At 56.1% G+C, this 18,733-nt stretch carries 17 protein-coding genes and 1 tRNA gene; all 18 read left to right on the top strand.

The window, feature by feature from the left end:
* The first annotated feature begins 177 nt into the window (after window positions 1–177).
* The 18 genes from A3OW_RS0103310 to pheS all read left to right on the top strand — a co-directional run bounded on the left by A3OW_RS0103310 (window position 178) and on the right by pheS (window position 18,722).
* Window positions 178–1,317, top strand: coding sequence for a cobalamin-independent methionine synthase II family protein (locus A3OW_RS0103310; RefSeq protein WP_020562007.1), 1,140 nt, complete (start codon window positions 178–180; stop codon window positions 1,315–1,317).
* A 29-nt stretch (window positions 1,318–1,346) separates the two neighbouring features.
* On the top strand, window positions 1,347–1,541 hold the full coding sequence (locus A3OW_RS0103315; RefSeq protein ID WP_020562008.1) for a hypothetical protein: 195 nt from the start codon (window positions 1,347–1,349) through the stop codon (window positions 1,539–1,541).
* Between the two features lie 153 nt (window positions 1,542–1,694).
* On the top strand, window positions 1,695–2,615 hold the full coding sequence (locus tag A3OW_RS0103320; RefSeq protein WP_020562009.1) for a CoA transferase subunit A: 921 nt from the start codon (window positions 1,695–1,697) through the stop codon (window positions 2,613–2,615).
* A complete protein-coding gene (locus A3OW_RS0103325; protein WP_020562010.1) occupies window positions 2,608–3,471 on the top strand; it encodes a CoA-transferase subunit beta in 864 nt (287 codons plus the stop codon). The genes A3OW_RS0103320 and A3OW_RS0103325 overlap by 8 nt, the downstream gene beginning before the upstream one ends.
* A 4-nt stretch (window positions 3,472–3,475) precedes the next feature.
* Window positions 3,476–4,399, top strand: coding sequence for a DUF7714 family protein (locus A3OW_RS0103330; protein WP_020562011.1), 924 nt, complete (start codon window positions 3,476–3,478; stop codon window positions 4,397–4,399).
* Window positions 4,392–5,279, top strand: a complete 888-nt coding sequence (gene comA / locus A3OW_RS23910) for a phosphosulfolactate synthase (protein ID WP_083918123.1) — start codon at window positions 4,392–4,394, stop codon at window positions 5,277–5,279. Before A3OW_RS0103330 ends, comA begins: the two co-directional genes overlap by 8 nt.
* Window positions 5,279–6,808, top strand: coding sequence for a 2-phosphosulfolactate phosphatase XcbC (gene xcbC, locus A3OW_RS23915; protein ID WP_020562013.1), 1,530 nt, complete (start codon window positions 5,279–5,281; stop codon window positions 6,806–6,808). The genes comA and xcbC overlap by 1 nt, the downstream gene beginning before the upstream one ends.
* A gap of 18 nt (window positions 6,809–6,826) precedes the next feature.
* Window positions 6,827–8,422, top strand: a complete 1,596-nt coding sequence (locus A3OW_RS0103345; RefSeq protein ID WP_020562014.1) for a GMC family oxidoreductase — start codon at window positions 6,827–6,829, stop codon at window positions 8,420–8,422.
* A 109-nt stretch (window positions 8,423–8,531) separates the two neighbouring features.
* Entirely contained in the window at window positions 8,532–9,899 is a 1,368-nt protein-coding gene (gene xcbD / locus A3OW_RS0103350) for a 3-sulfopropionylcysteine synthase XcbD (RefSeq protein WP_020562015.1), read from the top strand.
* A 4-nt stretch (window positions 9,900–9,903) separates the two neighbouring features.
* Window positions 9,904–10,959: a coenzyme M biosynthesis enzyme XcbE gene (gene xcbE / locus A3OW_RS0103355; RefSeq protein WP_020562016.1), complete on the top strand. Its 1,056-nt coding sequence runs from the start codon at window positions 9,904–9,906 to the stop codon at window positions 10,957–10,959.
* Between the two features lie 20 nt (window positions 10,960–10,979).
* On the top strand, window positions 10,980–12,332 hold the full coding sequence (locus A3OW_RS23920) for an FAD-dependent oxidoreductase (protein ID WP_033411548.1): 1,353 nt from the start codon (window positions 10,980–10,982) through the stop codon (window positions 12,330–12,332).
* Window positions 12,333–12,551: 219 nt separating this feature from the next.
* The gene (locus A3OW_RS0103365; protein WP_020562018.1) at window positions 12,552–13,898 is read left to right on the top strand and encodes an IS5 family transposase; all 1,347 of its coding nucleotides are present in this window, start codon (window positions 12,552–12,554) and stop codon (window positions 13,896–13,898) included.
* A 121-nt stretch (window positions 13,899–14,019) separates the two neighbouring features.
* Window positions 14,020–14,096: transfer RNA gene (locus A3OW_RS0103370), tRNA-Val, on the top strand.
* Window positions 14,097–14,158: 62 nt separating this feature from the next.
* Window positions 14,159–16,066 (top strand): threonine--tRNA ligase, encoded by a 1,908-nt coding sequence (thrS, locus tag A3OW_RS0103375; RefSeq protein WP_026223296.1) that lies wholly within the window; start codon window positions 14,159–14,161, stop codon window positions 16,064–16,066.
* 22 nt (window positions 16,067–16,088) lie between these two features.
* Entirely contained in the window at window positions 16,089–16,613 is a 525-nt protein-coding gene (gene infC / locus A3OW_RS0103380; RefSeq protein WP_083918124.1) for a translation initiation factor IF-3, read from the top strand.
* 224 nt (window positions 16,614–16,837) lie between these two features.
* Window positions 16,838–17,035, top strand: a complete 198-nt coding sequence (rpmI, locus tag A3OW_RS0103385; protein ID WP_026223297.1) for a 50S ribosomal protein L35 — start codon at window positions 16,838–16,840, stop codon at window positions 17,033–17,035.
* A gap of 15 nt (window positions 17,036–17,050) precedes the next feature.
* Window positions 17,051–17,413 (top strand): 50S ribosomal protein L20, encoded by a 363-nt coding sequence (gene rplT / locus A3OW_RS0103390; RefSeq protein WP_020562022.1) that lies wholly within the window; start codon window positions 17,051–17,053, stop codon window positions 17,411–17,413.
* A gap of 289 nt (window positions 17,414–17,702) precedes the next feature.
* Window positions 17,703–18,722: a phenylalanine--tRNA ligase subunit alpha gene (gene pheS, locus A3OW_RS0103395; protein WP_020562023.1), complete on the top strand. Its 1,020-nt coding sequence runs from the start codon at window positions 17,703–17,705 to the stop codon at window positions 18,720–18,722.
* The last annotated feature ends 11 nt before the right edge of the window (window positions 18,723–18,733 follow it).

The following is an 18,733-nucleotide window of genomic DNA, read 5'->3' on the forward strand; positions in this document are numbered from 1 at the left end:
GAAATAAAAACAAGGATTTTCAAGGACTCGCCGGACTTAGGCAACCTTCCGTCTAGGCCTAAAGTATTATTGACAATGCGGAAATAAAGGAAGAATCTATTGCACACAGGGAGCGTTTGCTACAGAAAAGGTCGTTTTTCCCTTGTAAATAAAAAATAAACTTTCAGGAGGTACCTAATGAATAATAATAAGCCTCTACTGCCTACCAGCATGGTGGGCAATTATCCCAATCCAAGATGGTGGGACGCCGGTTTCGCCCGGTATTTCAATTGCGATCAGCAGCCTCCCGATTCGATGATCCGCGAAGCGCTCGAAGATGCTATGGCGGCCATCGTGCTCGATCAGGAAAAGGCCGGGCTCGACATCATTTCCGACGGCCGCCTGCACGGCGACAATTACGCCGATACCGCCGTTTATTATTATCTGCGCCGCCTTGGCTGCGACCTGTCGGGCGATTATCTCGGCTTTCCGATCTATAGCCGCCTTCATGCCGGTACCGTGCGGGAAAAAATTCGGCGCCGCGGGCAGATCATGGTCGAACAGGCGCGGGCTTTGCGGCGGGCCACCGACAAGCCGGTCAAGGTTCAATACACAGGAGTGCAAGTATTGGCCCAGTGCATGAACGATCAGTTTTATTCCAGCAACCGCGACCGCGCGATGGACGTGGCCAAAGCGATCAACGAGGACATCCTCGCCGTCGACGCGCTGGGCGTCGATTACATTCAACTGGACGAGTTCACCTCGCCCTACTTCTTTGAAGACTGGGCGATCGAAGCCTTCAACAAAGCGGTCGAAGGGGTAAAAAACGCGAAAATAGTATGCCACATCTGCTGGGGCAACTGGGGCGGCACTCCCGCGTATTCGCCCGACGACTCGGCTCAGCCGGGAAAAATATACGATCTGACCCAGCGCGCCGGTCAGCCCAAGGCGCCGATGCCCACTACGAGCGTCGTACCTAAAGTCTATCAGCAGAATATGGACGTGATGAATCTCGAAGGCATCGGCCGTCTGGATTTCGAACGTTCGGGGCTGTCGACGCTCAAGAGCCATCCGCTTCCGGGCAATATGGAATTCTGGGCCGGCGTGATCGACGTCAAGAGCACCATCACCGAAACGGCCGAAGAGGTCGCGAACAAGATCCGTCAGTTATTGACCGTCGTGCCGGCCGAAAAGCTGGGATTGACCACCGATTGCGGGCTGATTCTGCTGCAGCGGTACATTGCCCAGGAAAAGCTGCACGCCCTGGCGGAAGGCGCAAAAATCGTGCGTGCCGAACTGAGTTCCGCGAGCAGAAGCGCACAGGCCGGCGGCCGTTAATCCGACCCCCATCCGACAGGAGATCCGCCGTGGCCATATGGATCATCGAATGTCCCGACTGCGGTCATGTTTTTCAAAGCCTGGTCATGGACGGCACGGCCATGCCGAAAGAGTGGGTGTGTTCGAAGTGCGGCGGCCGCAAGGCCGCGCCTGTCGGCAAATCCGATCTTGAACACCCGCTGGAGCGGCGGCACGGCGCCGGCTGTCCCTGCTGCGGAGATTAAGAGGTAGGCGGGAAAAACAATGAAGATCATCGCCATCATGCGAAGAAAGAGTTTGGAATGGCGGGGATGCGCGCCGGATGAACTGCCCGTCTCGACTTTCTCTTCGAGCAGTCGCTTTCTGCTCCCGGCATAACCGAGGCCCCCGCCGAAGTCATGTACACGCAAGCCGATAAAAGATGTTCCATCAGCGAACTGGTCGGCCATATAAAATGCGGCGACTGTGTCGCCGTTGGAGGCGGCTTGTCCTGGCGGGAGCCGATGGCCACCTTGCGTGAACTGGTGCGAAGCGGCCTGTCGGATCTGACGGTGGTCGGGTCGGCGCACGGCATCGATATCGATCTTCTTTGCGGAGCCGGTTCGATAGCGGTCTGCGCCGAATCCTATGTCGGCTTCGAACAGGATTTCGGAATAGCTCCCAACTTCAGGCGGGCCTGCGAAAGCGGACGTATCCAGGCTTATGACAACTGCTGCTACACGCTGGTCCAGCAGCTCAGAGCCGCCATCATGGGTCTGCCGTTTCTGCCGATACGCTCGGTTCAAGGTACCGATCTGATGAGCCTGCACCCCGAATTCAAAACAATGCATTGCCCGTTCAGCGGCGAAGAGCTGGTGCTGGTGCCGGCGCTTTCTCCGGACGTAGCAATTCTGCACGCTCAATACGCCGACAGCCACGGCAATATTCATATCGACGGTCCTCCGGTGGCGGACGTACTGTTTGCGAAAGCGGCCAAAAAAACCGTTGTGACCGTGGAAAAGATCCTTCCTCATGCCGAACTGGCCGGAAAAGGCATCAGCATTCCCTACTTCTACGTGACCGCGGTTTGCGAAATGCCTTACGGCGCTCATCCGACCTCCTGTTATCCTTTTTACGCCTACGACCGCGCTCATACCCGAATTTATTACGAGGCGGCCAAGCTGGGCGAGCCGGCGTTCCGGACCGATTATCTCGATCGCTACGTCTACGGCTGTCCGACACACAACGATTATCTCCGCGCGGTGGGAGGGGTGGCCGTTATGGACAAATTGAGCCGCTGGAGTCAAGACACGGAAGCCTGGATGGAACTGTATGCCTGACACCTCCGCACCCTCTGGCTGCACCCTGGGCGAACTGATGATTTATCAGCTGGCGCAAACCGTTGAGGACGGCATACTGGTCTTTCATGGTTTCGGTTCGCCGTTGGTGCAAATCGCCCTGCATCTGGCCAAACGGACGCATGCGCCCCATACGGTACTGGTGGCCGGCGCGACCTACGGCGTCAATCCGAAGCCGCTTTTTATAACGCCGACTTCGAACGACTGGGCATTGTCGTCGGAAGCCGAATGTTCGCTCGATATCGGAGAATTATTCGACCTGGCGGCTTCGGGCCGCATGGGCCGGATGTTTTTGTCCGGCCTGCAGATCGATCGGTGGGGCAATCTGAACGTGACCCGCCTGGAAAGGGACGGTCGGATGACCTTGAAATTGCCGGGAGGAGGCGGAGGCTGCAACTTGTCCTGCGACGCGAACCGTATCACGCTCTGGACCGCGGCGCATCGGGCTGCCTCGGACGATCGGGGCAGGCGGCGCTACCGTCTGGTCAAACAGTGCGATTTCGTCACCAGCGTCGGCCATCGTACGGCCGAGGGGCTTCCTCGCTCGGCCATGCCTTACCGGGGACAAGGCCCGGACCGCCTGATTACCGAATTGGGCATTTTCGATTTCAACAGCGAAGGCCATGCCCGCCTGACGGCGCTTTATCCCGATACCGACGTCGAAGTTCTGATCGACAATACCGAATTCGACTTTCCCATCGCCGACGGCCTCGGCGTGGCCAAGCTGCCGGATGCGGATTCGGTCGAATTTATTCGCCGCCTGGATCCTTTGAAAGTCCATCAGCGGGAACTGAGCCCGGCGGACCGACAACGCACTTTCCCCTTGTCCGGAGTTTAGATTCATGACGCGCGACAACGGCGAAATTCTTCGGGTCGGACAGTTGAAACAGCAGCGAAACTTCGTTCCGTTGCCCTACCGATGCGTCAGTTTTCAGCCTTACGACGGCGAGATGAGCGCTTCGGCGATAACAGGCTACTTGTCGGAAAGAGAAGTCTATCGGCGCACCGATATCGTCATTCTGCATAATTCCGGCCAGGAGTATGCCGTTGCCGCGGTACAACGCGCCTCGTCGGATGCTCTGTTCAGCCGGGTGGAAAAGGTCGAAATACTGGCCTTGCCCGGCGAATGCCTTTTCATCGAGGATAAGGCCACCGATCCCGCCAACCGTTCGGCGCTGGCCAGACTCGCCCTTCGCCATGGCGTCGGGCCGGACCGCACGGCCATCGTCATGGGCGCGTTCGATCACGTCAACCTCATCCATCGTCCCGATCCTCTGGCTTTGCGCGTGGTCGAGGTGGTGCCGCCGGAGCCTCCCAAACTGTACCGCATGGTCGAACAGGTCCTGAGCTATGCCGACCTGCCGCCGATCGTGCCGGAATTGGTCCCGATCGATTTACGCGAACTGGCCGGGACGGTCCGTCCTGAAGCCTATCTGGTGCCTTGCCGTTCGGGCGGCCTTCAGGAATTGAGCGCGCCCGTTTTTTTTCTCGACGAACGGCCGAAACGGCGGGAAAACTGGACGCTGCTGGGATGCGAGCGCAGCCTGCAATTCCACAGACATTATTACGGAGACGAGCCGCCCCGGGTGGAAATGTGCCCAAGGCGGCTTTTCGAACCGGACGGCAAGGCGACGATCCTCAAATGCTGCCTGCTGGAATACGGTATCGAACCGGACGGGAATTCGATGATCGTGCCCTGGGGGGCGGATCTTCGCATGATCGAAAAGGCACTCTATCAACTATCGAAGGATATAACATATGTCTGAGCTGGCATGGGGAAGCGTTATCAAAAGCCTCAGGAATTCGCGAACAAATAAACCGCGTAAGAAAGGCTGCACGATGATCATGGACGTCGGTCTGGGGCTGGAAGAAACCAAAAGCCTTCTTCAGATGGACGCCAATTACATCGACCACTGGAAGTTCGGATTCGGCACTTCGGCTTTCGTCGATAAGGCCCTGTTGCAGGAAAAGCTTCGCTTGCTGGCGTCTCACGATATTTTGACCTTTCCGGGGGGAACGTTGCTCGAAGTCGCTCTGCTGGAAAACCATTGCCGCGTTTATATGAGCCATGCGAAGGAGCTCGGTTTTACCGCCGTCGAGATTTCGGACGGTACGCTGCCCATTCCCCGCTTCAGGCGCAAAAGAATCATCGAATGCGCATTGAAGGCGGGGCTCGTTCCGATTACCGAAGTCGGGAAAAAAGATCCGAAACGGCAACCGACCGCCGATCAAATCGCCGATGAAATTCTCGAAGACATCGATTGGGGCGCCGCCTGGGTGCTCATCGAAGGCCGGGAAAGCGGCCAGGGCGTCGGCGTTTTCGACGAGTCCGGAAACGTCGAAGATTTCGAGGTGGACAGGATCGTGGAAATCATCGGTCCGCATGTCGATGCGTTGATATGGGAAGCGCCGCTCAAGTCCCAGCAGGCATTTTTTATCGAAAAATTCGGCGCCAACGTCGGGCTCGGCAACATCAAAGCGGATCAAATTCTTGCCGTGGAAGCATTGCGCAACGGTTTGCGGTTCGACACGTTGAACCGGGTCTCCGGTAAATTGCTGCGCGAAGGCCGATGGAATCCGGAGCAGGTGGAACCGGAAAAAGGAATAGAAAATGCTGTTTTGGCTAACAAATACAGGGACGCCTGATGGCCGCGCATGAGCCCGGAGAAGCCCTGTCCGATCAGGTGCTGGAGATCGGGAGCCGTTTGAAGTCGGCGCCGGCGGCAAACATGGTCCAGTCCGTGTTTGCGCTGGAATTGAGCCACCAGAACGGTCTGTTCGAAGCCATGGGGCAGGCCGATCTGGCGTACACGCTGACCGCGATGGAGCTGAACACCATTCCGCTTGAAGCAGGGCGACAACTTTTGGCTTCATTGCTCGAGCTCCAGGCAAAACCCGTCAGCTTCGACACCGATCCGGCAAGAGGAGATATGTACACCAATCGGGAGGCCTGGCTGGCCGAACGGACCGATGCGGTCGGCTGGCTGGGCGCGGGGCGCGCACGGCGCGAAGCCACCACGGCGGCCTTTTTTATCGTGATGCGGGAAGAATTGCTCGAATTGGGCCAGGCCGTCGTTCGGTTGGCGGAAGCCCTCGTTGCCCAGGCCGATGCCCATAAACAGTCGGTGATGCCCGATTACACTTATTTGCAGGCGGCGCAGCCGACGACCTTCGGCCATTATTTACTGGGTTTTGCTTATCCGCTGCTACGCGACCTGGAGCGCCTGGAAGCATTGTTCGCACGGTTCAACCGAAGCCCGATGGGGTGCGGCAGCACCAACGGCTCCAGGCTGGCGCAGGGCCGGCGGCAAATGGCTGAACTGCTCGGTTTTGCCGGCGTGATCGAGCACGGCCGCGACGCCATGTGGCAGCCGGACTTGTGCATCGAAACCGCCTCGATACTGACCGCCTGTGCGATCAATCTGAGCCGCCTGGCGGAAGATCTTCAGATCTACGGCACGCAGGAGTTCGGGTTGGTCGAGCTGGACGACAGCCATGCGCGCGCCAGCAAAATCATGCCGCAAAAAAAGAATCCCTTCGCGCTGACGCACATTCGGGGCGTCGCCAACCGGATGATCGGTCTTTCGGCCTCCGTTTCGGCCACGGCCAGAACCCCTTCGGGACAACCCGACAATCGGCTGTTCCTGTACGGCGAGCTGCCCGAAGCGATGACGCTGGTGCTGAACGCGGTCGAATTAATGGCCGAGGTGCTGGCGAAGATCAGTTTCAACAGCGAAAGAGGCCGTCAACTGGTGGCATCGGGCTGGGTCATGGCGACCGACCTGGCGGAAACGCTGGTCCAGGAATGCGGGCTGGATTTCCGGGGCGCGCATCGGCTGGTGGCCAGTCTGGCGAGCGAATTCCCGGAAAAAAACCTTCGGGAGCTTGATCATGATACCGTCAATCGTTTCGGCGAGATCATCCTGGGGAGGCGGCTGGCCGTAACCGAAAACCAGTTGAGCATGGCGCTCGATGCGCACCGGGCGCTGGAGGCCAGGAAGGAGCCAGGAGGCACGGCCGTTGCCTGCATGGATCGCATGATGGCCGAATGCCGGGAAAGACTGGACGGTTTTCACGGCAAGCTTCAGGCCGGCAGAGCCCATCTGGCCGCAAAACACCAGGCTCTTCTGGCTCGTGCCGAGAAGGAAGCCGGCCTGTTCGAAGTTCCGGCGTAACGCGGCAGGAAACAGACCATGCCCAGGCCGATAGTCGATTACATTATTGTAGGCGCCGGCTCGGCCGGCTGCGTTCTGGCCCATCGTCTCAGCGAAGATCCGGCGTGCCGGGTGTTATTGCTCGAAGCCGGCGGCGAAGGCGATGCGGCGGCGGTTCGCACTCCGGGCTTGTTCTCCCGGTTGCAGGACAGCGCCTACGACTGGGGCGATCGCACCTTGCCTCAACAAGCCATGCAGGGGCGCCGCATTTATCTGCCGCAAGGAAGGGGGATTGGCGGCTCAAGTTCCATCAACTACATGATCTACATGCGCGGCAACCGGCGCGATTACGACCGTTGGGTCGATCTCGGGAATGCCGGCTGGAGCTACGAAGAGGTCTTGCCGTATTTCATCAAGTCGGAAACGAACCTGGCTTTTGCCGACCGCTATCACGGCCGCACGGGCCCGCTTAAGGTATCCAGCCATCCGCAATTAAGCCCGGTCACGCGGCGTTATCTCGAAGCCGCTCAGGAAGTGGGCCTTCCTTACAATCCGGATTTCAACGGCGAGCGTCAGGAAGGTTGCGGCCCCCTGCAAAGAACGATTGCAGACGGTATCCGATGCAGTGCCGCTCAGGCTTATCTTCAGCCGGTCCGGCATCGTCCCAATCTGAGCGTGATCGATCATGCGCACGTGACCTCGCTGCTGTTTCGCAACGATCGGATCACCGGCGTGCAGTATCTGCGTTACGGCGTCGTGGAGCAGGCCCATGCCGCCGTTGAAACGATTCTGTCGGCCGGCGCCCTCCGCTCGCCGCAACTGCTGATGCTATCGGGTCTCGGACCGGCGCGGGAACTTGAGAGACTCGGGATTGAAGTGCGCGCGGACATGCCGGAAGTCGGCAGGAACCTGCAGGATCATGTTCACGCCCGAGTGCGCTGCGAACTGACCCGGCCGTTGACCTTCGCCGCGCTTTCCGGCGAGGAAAAGGCTGCGGCCGCGGCGCTTTATGACGCTACCGGAACCGGCCCGTTATCCTCCAATTTTCTGGAAGCCGGCTGTTTCGTCGATAGCCGGTCCGAAGCGGGCTACCCCGATCTGCAACTGTTTTTATTCGGTAATCTGACTCCGGAATATCCCGAAGCGGCAACGCCGGACCGTCACGGCATCGCGCTGACCGCCTACGTCAACCGGCCGCGCAGCCGAGGCCGGGTGACCCTGTCTTCCGCCGACCCTCTGGACCGCCCGAGAATCGACCCGAATTATTTTAGCGATGCCGACGATCTTTGCTGCCTGGTTGCCGGAGTGCGCTGGAATCTCAAGATTCTGTACGGCAAGGCTTTCGACGACGTCCGGGGGAACGAGTTGTCGCCGGGCGCGGCGATTCGAAACGATGCCGGCCTGGAAGATTTCGTGCTCCGCACGGCTTCCACGACCTGGCATCCCACCTCGACCTGCCGAATGGGCGCCGATGCCGGGGCCGTGGTCGATCCGTTCTTGCGGGTCAACGGCGTCAGCGGTTTGCGGGTGATCGACGCTTCGGTGATGCCCGCCATCGTCAGCGGCAACACCAATGCCCCGGTGATCATGATCGCGGAAAAGGCGGCCGATCTGATCAAAAATCGCGGAGCTTGAGATTTGCCGGGGAAAGGGTTTCGGCGCGAGCATTTAACGAGCCGAAGATGATGCTTAGAAAACCGATCCGTCAGCGGATCGATCGCAATCAACAGAAAACGATGCATTCATGATGGATTCCGTTCATTTAAGCGATTCGACGATCTATGGCCCATCCTGGGCGGATCCTGAATTGCGCTGTTTCTTTACCGAATCGTACCGGATCAAAGGCTGGCTGGAAGTCATGGCCGTGCTGGCCGAAGTTCAGGCCGAATTCGGCCTGATTCCGGAGCAGGCGGCCGCGGAAATCAAAAAGGCTTATGATCGGCTGGAAGTCGATCACGCCTTTTTAAAGGAAATCGGCGAGGGCTTTGCCAAAACCCAGCATTCCTTGATGGGCCTGATTCAGGCGGTAAAAAACCGGTGCGAGAACATTGGCGGCGAATGGCTTTGCTACGGCGTCACCGTTCAGGACGTTACCGATACCCATACCGTTCGAACGTTGTTGAAGGTTCATCGCCATTTTTTGGAACGTCTCGCCGAAATCGAGCGAATTCTGGCGGATCTCGCCCGGCGGCATCGGGAAACCGTCATGCTGGGGCGCACTCACGGCCAGCCGGGCCTGCCGATCACGTTCGGCTTCAAAGCCGCCTCGTGGCTGGACGAGCTCGATCGCCACCGGCAGCGTTTGTTCGAAATGGAGCCCCGCCTTCGCGTCGGCCAGTTGGGCGGCGGTGTCGGCAGCCTGTCTTCCTTGGGCTCTAATGCCCTGGCCTTGCAGGAAGCCGTCATGCAGCGCCTGGATCTGAACGCACCGGCCATTTCCTGGACCAGTTCGCGCGACCGCTTCGCAGAATGGCTGAATACGCTGGCCATGACGACTTCGACCGGCGACCGGATCGGCCAGGAAATCGTCAATCTGCAGCGCCCCGAAATCGGCGAATTAAGCGAAGGATTTATCGAAGGTGCGATCGGCAGCATCACCATGCCGCAGAAACGCAATCCGGAAATTTCCGAGCATCTCGGCACCCTGTCCAGAGTGGTCAGACATCATGCGGCCCATATGGCCGAAAATCTCGTGCACAGCCATGAACGGGACGGCCGCTCATGGAAAGGCGAATGGGTCATTCTGCCCGACGCGACGCTGGCCGCCGGCAAGTCGTTGGCGCTGTTGAAGCGGCTGCTGAAGGACTTGCAGATCCATCCGCAGCGGATGCGAGCCAATATTCTGGCAACCAACGGATTTGTTTATGCCGAGTCGGTCATGCTGGCTTTGGCCCTGAAAATAGGCAAGCAAAGCGCGCACCGGCTCGTCTACGAAGTGGCTATGCAGGCTCACAACGAAGGAATGGATTTTAAGCAGGCGCTGATTCGCCATCGGCAAATCGCTTCTCTCCTTAATAACGACGAGATCGAGGCCTTGTGCGATCCCGAGCAAAGCACGGGAGTGTGCGGCGAAATGGTGGATCGAGTCATCGGACGTCTGCAGAGGCTTTAATGCCATGACCGATCTGTTCAGCGAAATTGAAATTCGCCGAAGGCACGCCGTTATCGAACGCATAACCGGGCAGATTCCCCGGCGCATTCTTGCCGATTATCCCACGCCGCTGCTGCGGGCGAAACGGCTGGAGGAAACGCTGGGCGGGGCCGAACTCTGGTTCAAACGCGACGATCTGATCAGCTTCGGCCTGGGAGGCAACAAAATTCGCGGTCTGGAAGTCCTGTTGGCCGATGCCCTGGCCCGGCGGGCCGACTGGCTGGTGACCGGCGCCGGCGTGCAGTCCAATCACGTGCGTGCCACGGCGGCGGTGGCGGCGCACGAAGGACTGGGTTGCAGCGCCGTGTTCTGGGGCAAGCCTCCACCTTCGGTTGACGGAAATTATCGGATGACCCGAATGCTGGAAGCCGAGATTCGTTTTACCGGCGACGATGACCGGGAGTCGGTGGACCGAGGCATCGCGAAGGCCGCAGCCGAATTGTCGGAACAGGGCCGCCGACCTTATGCGATTCCGCGCGGCGGAGCCTGTTTAATGGGGGCATTGGGTCATGTACTGGCCGTTTTCGAATTGTATCGGCAGTGTCTCGCCCGGAATTTACAGCCGGATACGATCGTGCTCGCCGTGGGCTCCGGAGGAACCTATGCCGGTTGGCTGCTCGGCATTCGCCTGTTGCATTTGCCCTGGAAACTGGAAGGTTACACGGTAAGCCGCGAGCCCGATCAGGCGAGCCGTCAAATTGCCCGCCTTGCCGGCGAGGCGGCTGAATTTTTGCAGTTGGCTCTAGGTTTTAGCGACGAGGACGCCCCGATACACGGGGGCTTTATCGGGCAGGGCTACGGCATTCCCAGTCCGGAAGCCGCCCAGGCCATCCGTCTGGTCGGCCGCGCGGAAGGCATCCTGCTGGATCCCACCTATACCGGCAAGGCCATGGCGGGCTTGTTGCACGGTATGCGGCACGGGCGGTTTGCCGAATCCCGAACCATAGTCTTCATTCATACGGGCGGCGAGCCGGCTTTTTTTGCAGGGCAGGGGGATTGGTTGTCCGACTGCTCGAATTAACCGACAAGAAACGAGAACTCATGCGAATCATTATTGTAGGCGGCGTCGCCGCCGGCGCCAAGGCGGCGGCCAAGGCCCGCCGGACCGGTCCCGATCATGAAATCATCCTGTATCAGGACGAGGCGGAGGTTTCCTATTCCGCCTGCGGAATGCCCTACGTCATCGGCGGCATTATCGATAACAGACGCAAGATCGTCATTCGTCAGCCGGAAGACTTTGGCCGGGACGGTATCCAGGTGTTGACCCGACGTCTGGTCACTCACATCGATCCGGAGCAACGGCAGCTCACCGTAAGAAATCGGCTCGATGATTCGGAGGAACGGGTATCTTACGACCGCTTGATCCTAGCCACCGGTGCCCGCCCGATGGTGCCCGAAGTTGAAGGAATCACTCTCGAAGGCGTTCTGACCTTGCGGAATTTTGCCGATCTGGCCCGGTTTCTATCGCTGTTGCAGACGAAACGGCCGAAACGGGCGGTGATCGTGGGTTCGGGTTACATCGGCCTGGAACTGGCCGAAGCGCTCCATGCGCTCGGCATCAAGACCACGATTGTCGAAAAATCGCCGCGGATACTGCCCAGGTTCGATGTGGAAATGGCTTGGCACGTCGTTGAACATCTGGTTGAAAACGGAGTGGAGTTGATGCTTGGCGAGGGGCTCGCCAAACTGCATGGAGAAAACGGGCGGGTCACCACCGTTGAAACCGACACCGGAACCTTGCTGGCGGCCGATCTGGCGGTGATCGCCGTCGGCGTTCGGCCGAATGTCGAGCTGGCGAAAACCGCTGGCATCGCACTCGGCGAAACCGGGGCGATTGCCGTCAACTCGGCCATGGAAACTCGAATGCCGGGAATCTATGCGGCCGGCGATTGCTGTGAAACGGTTAACCGCCTCAACGGGAAGCCGGTCTGGATGCCTTTGGGCGATATCGCCAATTTACAGGGACGGGTGGCGGGCGAAAACGCGGCGGGCGGGAATGCCCGTTTTCCGGGCGTTTTCGGAACCGCCATTTTCAAGTCGTTCGATATGGGGGTGGCGATGACGGGCTTATCCGAGCAGACGGCCCGGGAATCCGGCTTTGATCCGGTATCGGTCGAAATGGAAGGATCCGACCGGGCCCGCTATTATCCCAGCCGCCGGCCGTTCTTTTTTAAACTCGTCGCCGACCGGCGCTCGGGTCTTGTGTTGGGAGCGCAAGCCGTCGGTGAAGGAGCGGTAGACAAAATGATTGATATTGTGGCAACGGCGCTGCTGGGCAAATTGACCTGCGCAGACCTCGAAAATGCCGACCTTGCTTATTCTCCGCCGTTCAGCCCGGTACTCTCGCCGGTCATCGTGGCGGCAGGCGCATTGAATAATAAAATGTCCTGGTAATTGAACGCGGCGAGAGAAGATCATTCCATTTTCCCGATACCATCCATGCTTGCGTGTCGGTTTATGACGGCGGCTTGTACTTTCAGCCTGGAATAATTAGTCGTCCCTGATTAATTCATAAGAAATTGATTAATATCATATAAATGGATATTTATGAGGTCAAAAATTGCAAGAAAATGTTAAAATGGGTTTTATTTTCTTGCAAATTTTCACCGAAAAATGAAGCCCAAACGTCCTCAGGAAGTTGTGCAAAATGACCTTTTCAAAACTCGCCTGGACGAGTTTTTGAACCCGAAACATGAACTTTATCGATTGGCCAGCAAAATAGACTGGGCTCGGCTGGACGAAGAATTCGGCCCGTTTTTTGAAGCAGAACAAGGCGCCCCGGCGTTGTCGACCCGTTTGATCGCCGGATTGCATTATCTGAAACATGCGGAAGGTTTATCGGATGAAGCGGTCGTTAAACGCTGGGTTGAAAACGGTTATTGGCAGTACTTTTGTGGCGAAACCTTTTTTCAGCATGAGGTTCCCTGTCATCCGACCTCGCTGACGAAATGGCGGCAACGGATCGGTGAAGCCGGCTGTGAGTGGCTGTTGTTATTGACGATCGAGGCGGGCGTCGCTACCCGGACCGTGAAGAAACGAGATTTTCAATCGGTCACCGTCGATACTACCGTTCAGGAAAAAGCGGTTGGCTTTCCGACGGACGGCAAGTTGTACGAAAAATGCCGTCGGGAGCTGGTCAAGCTGGCTGGACAACACGGGCTGCCCCTGCGACAGAACTACAATAAAAAGGCACCGCTGCTGTTAGTGCAATCGCATCGTTATCATCATGCCAAGCAAATGAAGCGTAAGCAAAAAGCCCTGAAGCAACTGAAAACCCTGGTCGGTCGTGTTTATCGGGATATCCTGCGGCAACTGCCGCAACAGGAGCTGGCCGCGCAAAGGGGGCTTCAGGACGCCCTGGCCAAAACCCAGCGGATACTGAATCAGAAACACACCGACAAAAACAAACTCTACAGCTTTCATGCACCGGAAGTGGAATGCATCAGTAAAGGGAAAGCACACAAAAAATACGAGTTCGGCGTCAAAGTCGGCATCACGGTGACCAATAAAAGTAATTTCGTGCTGGGCGCCAGGAGCTTTCCCGGCAATCCTTATGACGGCGATACCTTGTACTCCTGCCTGGAACAAGCTGAAATCCTGAGCGGTACCCGAGCCAAAGAAGCTTTTGTGGATTTGGGCTATCGGGGGCGAGAAATACCCGGTGTCACCCTGTACAAGTCAAGGCAAAAACGGGGAGTCCATACCCGACGGTTGAAAACCGCGTTAAAACGGCACAATGCCATCGAGCCGGTGATTGGACACATGAAGAACGATGGCTTGCTGAGCAGAAATTACCTGAAAGGCCAACTCGGTGATGCCATGAATGCCGTTCTCTGCGCCGCTGGACACAACATGCGTTTAATCCTCAGGCGGTTGAGGATTTTTTGGCCGGAAATCGGGGAAGCCATCTGCCGGTTTTTACAAAATAAAACGGTTCAGGAATCTGTTTATGTTTCCTAATGAGCTGTTTTTTTCAAAAAAATGACTTTTTCAGGGACGACTAATTAATCGATCATTTTTGTTTTTGAGATTTACCTAAAAGAATTCTGTTGTTATAATATGATTTTGAAGTTGATACTTCAGGCGCGTAGCTCAGTTGGTTAGAGCACCACCTTGACATGGTGGGGGTCGTTGGTTCGAGTCCAATCGCGCCTACCAAATTAATTAAGCACTGCTCGTCAGTGCTTTTTTTATTTCGGAAACTGAACAGATTATCCAGAATGCCAGTAATAACTCTCCCGGACGGTTCCAGGCGCGAATTTGACCATGCGGTTACAGTGATGGATGTCGCTCGCTCCATTGGGGCAGGGCTGGCCAAGGCAACCTTGGCGGGCAGGGTTAACAATCAATTGGTGGACGCCGCCACACTCATCGAGCAGGATGCCACCGTAGAAATCGTCACGGCAAAGGATGAAGACGGCGTCGATGTAATCCGTCATTCCACCGCCCACTTGCTGGCGCAAGCGGTCAAACAACTGTTTCCCGATGCGCAGGTGACCATAGGGCCCGTGATCGAAAACGGCTTTTATTACGATTTTTCCTATCACCGGCCGTTTACTCCCGAAGATCTTGAGGCCATCGAAGCGAAAATGCAGCAGTTGGCGGCCGAAGATTTCGAGGTCAGGCGCTCGGTGATGTCCCGGGACGATGCGATCCGGTTTTTCAAGGATCAGGGCGAGGCCTATAAGGCCGAAATCATCGAGTCGATTCCTTCCGATCAGGATTTGTCCTTGTACCGGCAGGGCGATTTCATCGATTTGTGCCGCGGTCCGCATGTACCGAGCACCGGCAAGCTGACCGCATTCAAATTAATGAAGATCGCCGGGGCTTATTGGCGGGGCAACTCCGAAAATGAAATGCTGCAACGCATCTACGGCACGGCCTGGGGCGACAAGAAAGAGCTGCAAGCCTATCTTGCCCGTCTGGAAGAGGCCGAAAAGCGGGATCACCGGAAGCTGGGCAAAGCCCTGGATCTTTTCCACACCCAGGAAGAAGCTCCCGGCATGGTGTTCTGGCATGAAAAAGGCTGGACCGTCTATCAGCAGATCGAGCAATACATCCGTGAAAAACTTCGGGTAAACGGCTACGGCGAAGTCAGAACCCCGCAAGTGGTCGATCGTTCCTTATGGGAGAAATCCGGCCATTGGGATAAATTCAGCTCCCTGATGTTTACCACCCATTCGGAAAATCGCGATTATGCGATCAAGCCGATGAACTGCCCCTGTCATGTGCAGATTTACAATCAGGGCCTGAAAAGCTACCGCGACCTGCCGATTCGTCTGGCCGAATTCGGATCCTGCCACCGCAACGAGCCTTCCGGCACTTTGCACGGACTGATGCGGGTCAGGAATTTCGTCCAGGACGATGCTCATATTTTCTGTACCGAAGCGCAGATTCAGGACGAAGTGTCGACCTTTATCGACATGCTGTTCGACGTGTACAAGGATTTCGGTTTTCACGAGGTCATCATAAAGCTGTCGACCCGTCCGGAAAACCGGGTCGGCGACGATGCGCTCTGGGACAAGGCCGAATCGGCTCTGGAACTGGCCCTCAACAACAAAGGGCTGAAATGGGAGTTGCAGCCGGGCGAGGGCGCCTTCTACGGGCCTAAAATCGAATTTTCCCTGAAGGATTGCATCGGTCGGGTTTGGCAATGCGGTACCATCCAGGTCGACTTTTCGATGCCCGGGCGTCTTGGCGCCACTTACATTGCCGAAGACGGCTCGAGGCAAACGCCGGTCATGCTGCACAGAGCCATACTTGGATCGTTAGAGCGGTTTACCGGCATTCTGATCGAACAATATGCGGGAACGTTCCCGGTTTGGCTGTCGCCGGTCCAGGTCATCGTTCTCAACATCGCCGGACGTCACGGCGATTATGCGGCCGGAATAATGAAAGAGCTTGAAAAACAAGGCATTCGGGCTAAAATGGACTTGAGAAACGAGAAAATCGGGTTTAAAATTCGCGAGCATTCGATGCAACGCGTACCGTATCTGATCATCGTCGGCGATAAAGAACTCGAAGAACAAAGCATTTCAGTTCGTACGCAGAAGGGTGAAGATTTAGGCCATCTGACAATTGCAGAGTTCGCCGAAAGGTTGAAACAAGAGATTGCGGATAGAAAATAAACAGTGTGTGGAGGATTAGGATATCGCTGCTAAAAAAGATGAAACGCGCTTGAACGACGCCATTACGGCACGACGTGTCAGGGTGACAGGCGCGAACGGTGAATCACTGGGAATTATCTCGCTGGAAGAAGCAAAACAGCTTGCTTATGCTGCGGACCTGGATTTAGTGGAAATATCGCCAAACGCGGATCCTCCCGTTTGCAAGATAATGAATTACGGCAAATATCAGTTTGAGCAAAACAAAAAACTGCAACTTGCCAAAAAGAAGCAAAAACAGATTCAGGTCAAGGAAATCAAATTCAGACCCGGTACGGACGAAGGAGACTATCAGGTTAAGCTGAGAAGCCTGATCAAATTCCTGAATGACGGTGACAAGACCAAAATAACCGTACGTTACCGCGGGCGGGAGCTGGCCCACCGCGAGATAGGCATGGATCAATTGAAACGCCTGGAAAAAGACCTGGAAGACATCGCCGTTGTCGAGCAGTTTCCGAAAATGGAAGGCCGTCAAATGATTATGGTGATGGCGCCTAAAAAGAAAAAATAAGCATCATTTTATGAAACGACCGGCCACAAATCTTTTTAGCCCAACGGCGCCGGCCCGGTTTCATAACGAATTTTGAATGATGATTCAAGTATTACGGCAGTTCAGGAAGAATCTGCCCCGTATCGCCGCGCGTGCGATGCGAATAATTCTTCAGGGCCATGCATTTTGCCTTGCTGGGTTATTTTCTCTCAGGGATCTTTTATTCATGTTATTGGAGCAAACAAATGCCAAAAATTAAAACCAACCGCGGAGCCGCAAAGCGTTTTCGACGCACGGGCGGCGGCGGTTTCAAATGCGGCCAGTCGTACAAGCGTCATATTCTGACCAAAAAGTCGACTAAAAGAAAAAGACAGTTACGCAGACCTGCGTCAGTCCATCCGTCCGATGTGCGCATGGCGGCGCGCATGATGCCTTACAGCTAATCCGGGAGAGTCATCATGCCTAGAGTAAAACGCGGCGTAACGGCCAGAGCAAGACACAAGAAAATATTAAAGCAGGCGAAAGGCTATTACGGCGCCCGTAGCCGCGTCTATCGCGTTGCGAAACAGGCGGTCATCAAGGCGGGACAATATGCGTACCGCGACCGCAAACAGAAAAAGCGTCAGTTCCGCGCCTTATGGATCGTCCGGATCAATGCGGCGGCGAGATTATGCGGAATGTCCTATAGCCGCTTAATCAACGGTTTGAGCAACGCCAACGTTGCGATCGACCGTAAGGTATTGGCGGACCTCGCGGTTCGCGACATGGATGCTTTTGCAGAAATAGCAAAAATTGCGAAAGCAAATCAGAGTCCGCTTTAAAGTGCTTTGATTTTCACTGACAGGACGATGGCGGGCAACCCTCTGACAAAGAGGGTTGCTTTTTAAGTTCTGTTACACCGTAATCGGCTGCAAAAAAAGTAATTTGCAGCGGCCTAGTTGCGGTGTCAACCCGATTTTGAAGTATTGGATGTTTGATCTTGTCGCACACGATTATGCAACCGTTCAGGCTGGTATCATTTTCCGACGCTTTGTTTGTTGCGAAAATGGAATGCTTCCAATACGCGTCACTCGAATTAATCCTTATCATAACTAACAAGCGAGCCTAGCAGTGTCGGCTAATCTGGAAGAAATTCTCGCGCAGGCATTACAAGAGCTTGCACAAGCACAGGATCTGAATCAACTCGACCAGGTTCGAGTCCGGTATTTGGGCAAGAAGGGACTCTTTACGCTGGAGATGAAAGAGCTCGGCAAACTGGATCCCGACCGGCGTCGGATTGCCGGACAGATTATCAACCAGGCCAAAGACCGGTTCCAGGAGGAGTTGGACAACCGTAAGAAAATCATGGAAGACCTCGCTCTGGCGGCGAGACTGGCCAGCGAGTGCATCGACGTCACCTTGCCGGGCAGGGGACAGAACGTGGCCGGCCTGCATCCTGTGACTACTACGCTCAGACGCATTTCCAGGATTTTTACCGGTATCGGCTTTCAGGTGGTCGAAGGGCCTGAAATCGAAGACGATTATCATAATTTCGAGGCATTGAACATTCCGGCGCATCACCCGGCCAGGGCCATGCACGACACCTTTTATTTCGATGCCCATACTGTTTTGAGAACCCATACTTCGCCAGTGCAGATCCGCGTGATGGAATCGGAAAAGCCGCCGATCAAGGTCATTGCGCCGGGCCGCGTCTACCGCTGCGATTCCGACCTGACTCATACCCCGATGTTCCATCAGGTGGAAGGGTTTCTGGTCGACAGCGACGTCAGCTTTGCCGATTTAAAAGGTTTGGTCTACCAATTCCTGCAGGCCTTTTTCGAAAAGGATATCCAGGTCCGTTTCCGTCCGTCTTATTTTCCCTTTACCGAGCCTTCCGCAGAAGTCGACATCGAATGCGTGATGTGCGGCGGCGAGGGCTGCCGGGTGTGCGGACAATCGGGCTGGCTTGAAGTCATGGGCTGCGGGATGATCCATCCGGAAGTGTTCAAAGCGGTCCATATCGACAGCGAGCAATACAGCGGCTTCGCCTTCGGCATGGGCGTGGAAAGACTGGCCATGTTGCGCTACGGCATTAATGATTTACGGTTATTTTTTGAAAATGATCTTAAATTTCTGGAACAATTTAGATAACGGGTCATTAC

Origin of the sequence: Methylosarcina fibrata AML-C10 (genome assembly GCF_000372865.1) — a bacterium.
GTDB lineage: Bacteria > Pseudomonadota > Gammaproteobacteria > Methylococcales > Methylomonadaceae > Methylosarcina > Methylosarcina fibrata.

Coding starts and splice junctions, on each gene's coding strand:
- A3OW_RS0103310 (WP_020562007.1), top strand. CDS start 178: ATGAATAATAATAAGCCTCTACTGCCTACCAGCATGGTGGGCAATTAT.
- A3OW_RS0103320 (WP_020562009.1), top strand. CDS start 1,695: ATGTACACGCAAGCCGATAAAAGATGTTCCATCAGCGAACTGGTCGGC.
- A3OW_RS0103325 (WP_020562010.1), top strand. CDS start 2,608: ATGCCTGACACCTCCGCACCCTCTGGCTGCACCCTGGGCGAACTGATG.
- A3OW_RS0103330 (WP_020562011.1), top strand. CDS start 3,476: ATGACGCGCGACAACGGCGAAATTCTTCGGGTCGGACAGTTGAAACAG.
- comA (WP_083918123.1), top strand. CDS start 4,392: ATGTCTGAGCTGGCATGGGGAAGCGTTATCAAAAGCCTCAGGAATTCG.
- xcbC (WP_020562013.1), top strand. CDS start 5,279: ATGGCCGCGCATGAGCCCGGAGAAGCCCTGTCCGATCAGGTGCTGGAG.
- A3OW_RS0103345 (WP_020562014.1), top strand. CDS start 6,827: ATGCCCAGGCCGATAGTCGATTACATTATTGTAGGCGCCGGCTCGGCC.
- xcbD (WP_020562015.1), top strand. CDS start 8,532: ATGATGGATTCCGTTCATTTAAGCGATTCGACGATCTATGGCCCATCC.
- xcbE (WP_020562016.1), top strand. CDS start 9,904: ATGACCGATCTGTTCAGCGAAATTGAAATTCGCCGAAGGCACGCCGTT.
- A3OW_RS23920 (WP_033411548.1), top strand. CDS start 10,980: ATGCGAATCATTATTGTAGGCGGCGTCGCCGCCGGCGCCAAGGCGGCG.
- A3OW_RS0103365 (WP_020562018.1), top strand. CDS start 12,552: ATGAAGCCCAAACGTCCTCAGGAAGTTGTGCAAAATGACCTTTTCAAA.
- thrS (WP_026223296.1), top strand. CDS start 14,159: ATGCCAGTAATAACTCTCCCGGACGGTTCCAGGCGCGAATTTGACCAT.
- rpmI (WP_026223297.1), top strand. CDS start 16,838: ATGCCAAAAATTAAAACCAACCGCGGAGCCGCAAAGCGTTTTCGACGC.
- rplT (WP_020562022.1), top strand. CDS start 17,051: ATGCCTAGAGTAAAACGCGGCGTAACGGCCAGAGCAAGACACAAGAAA.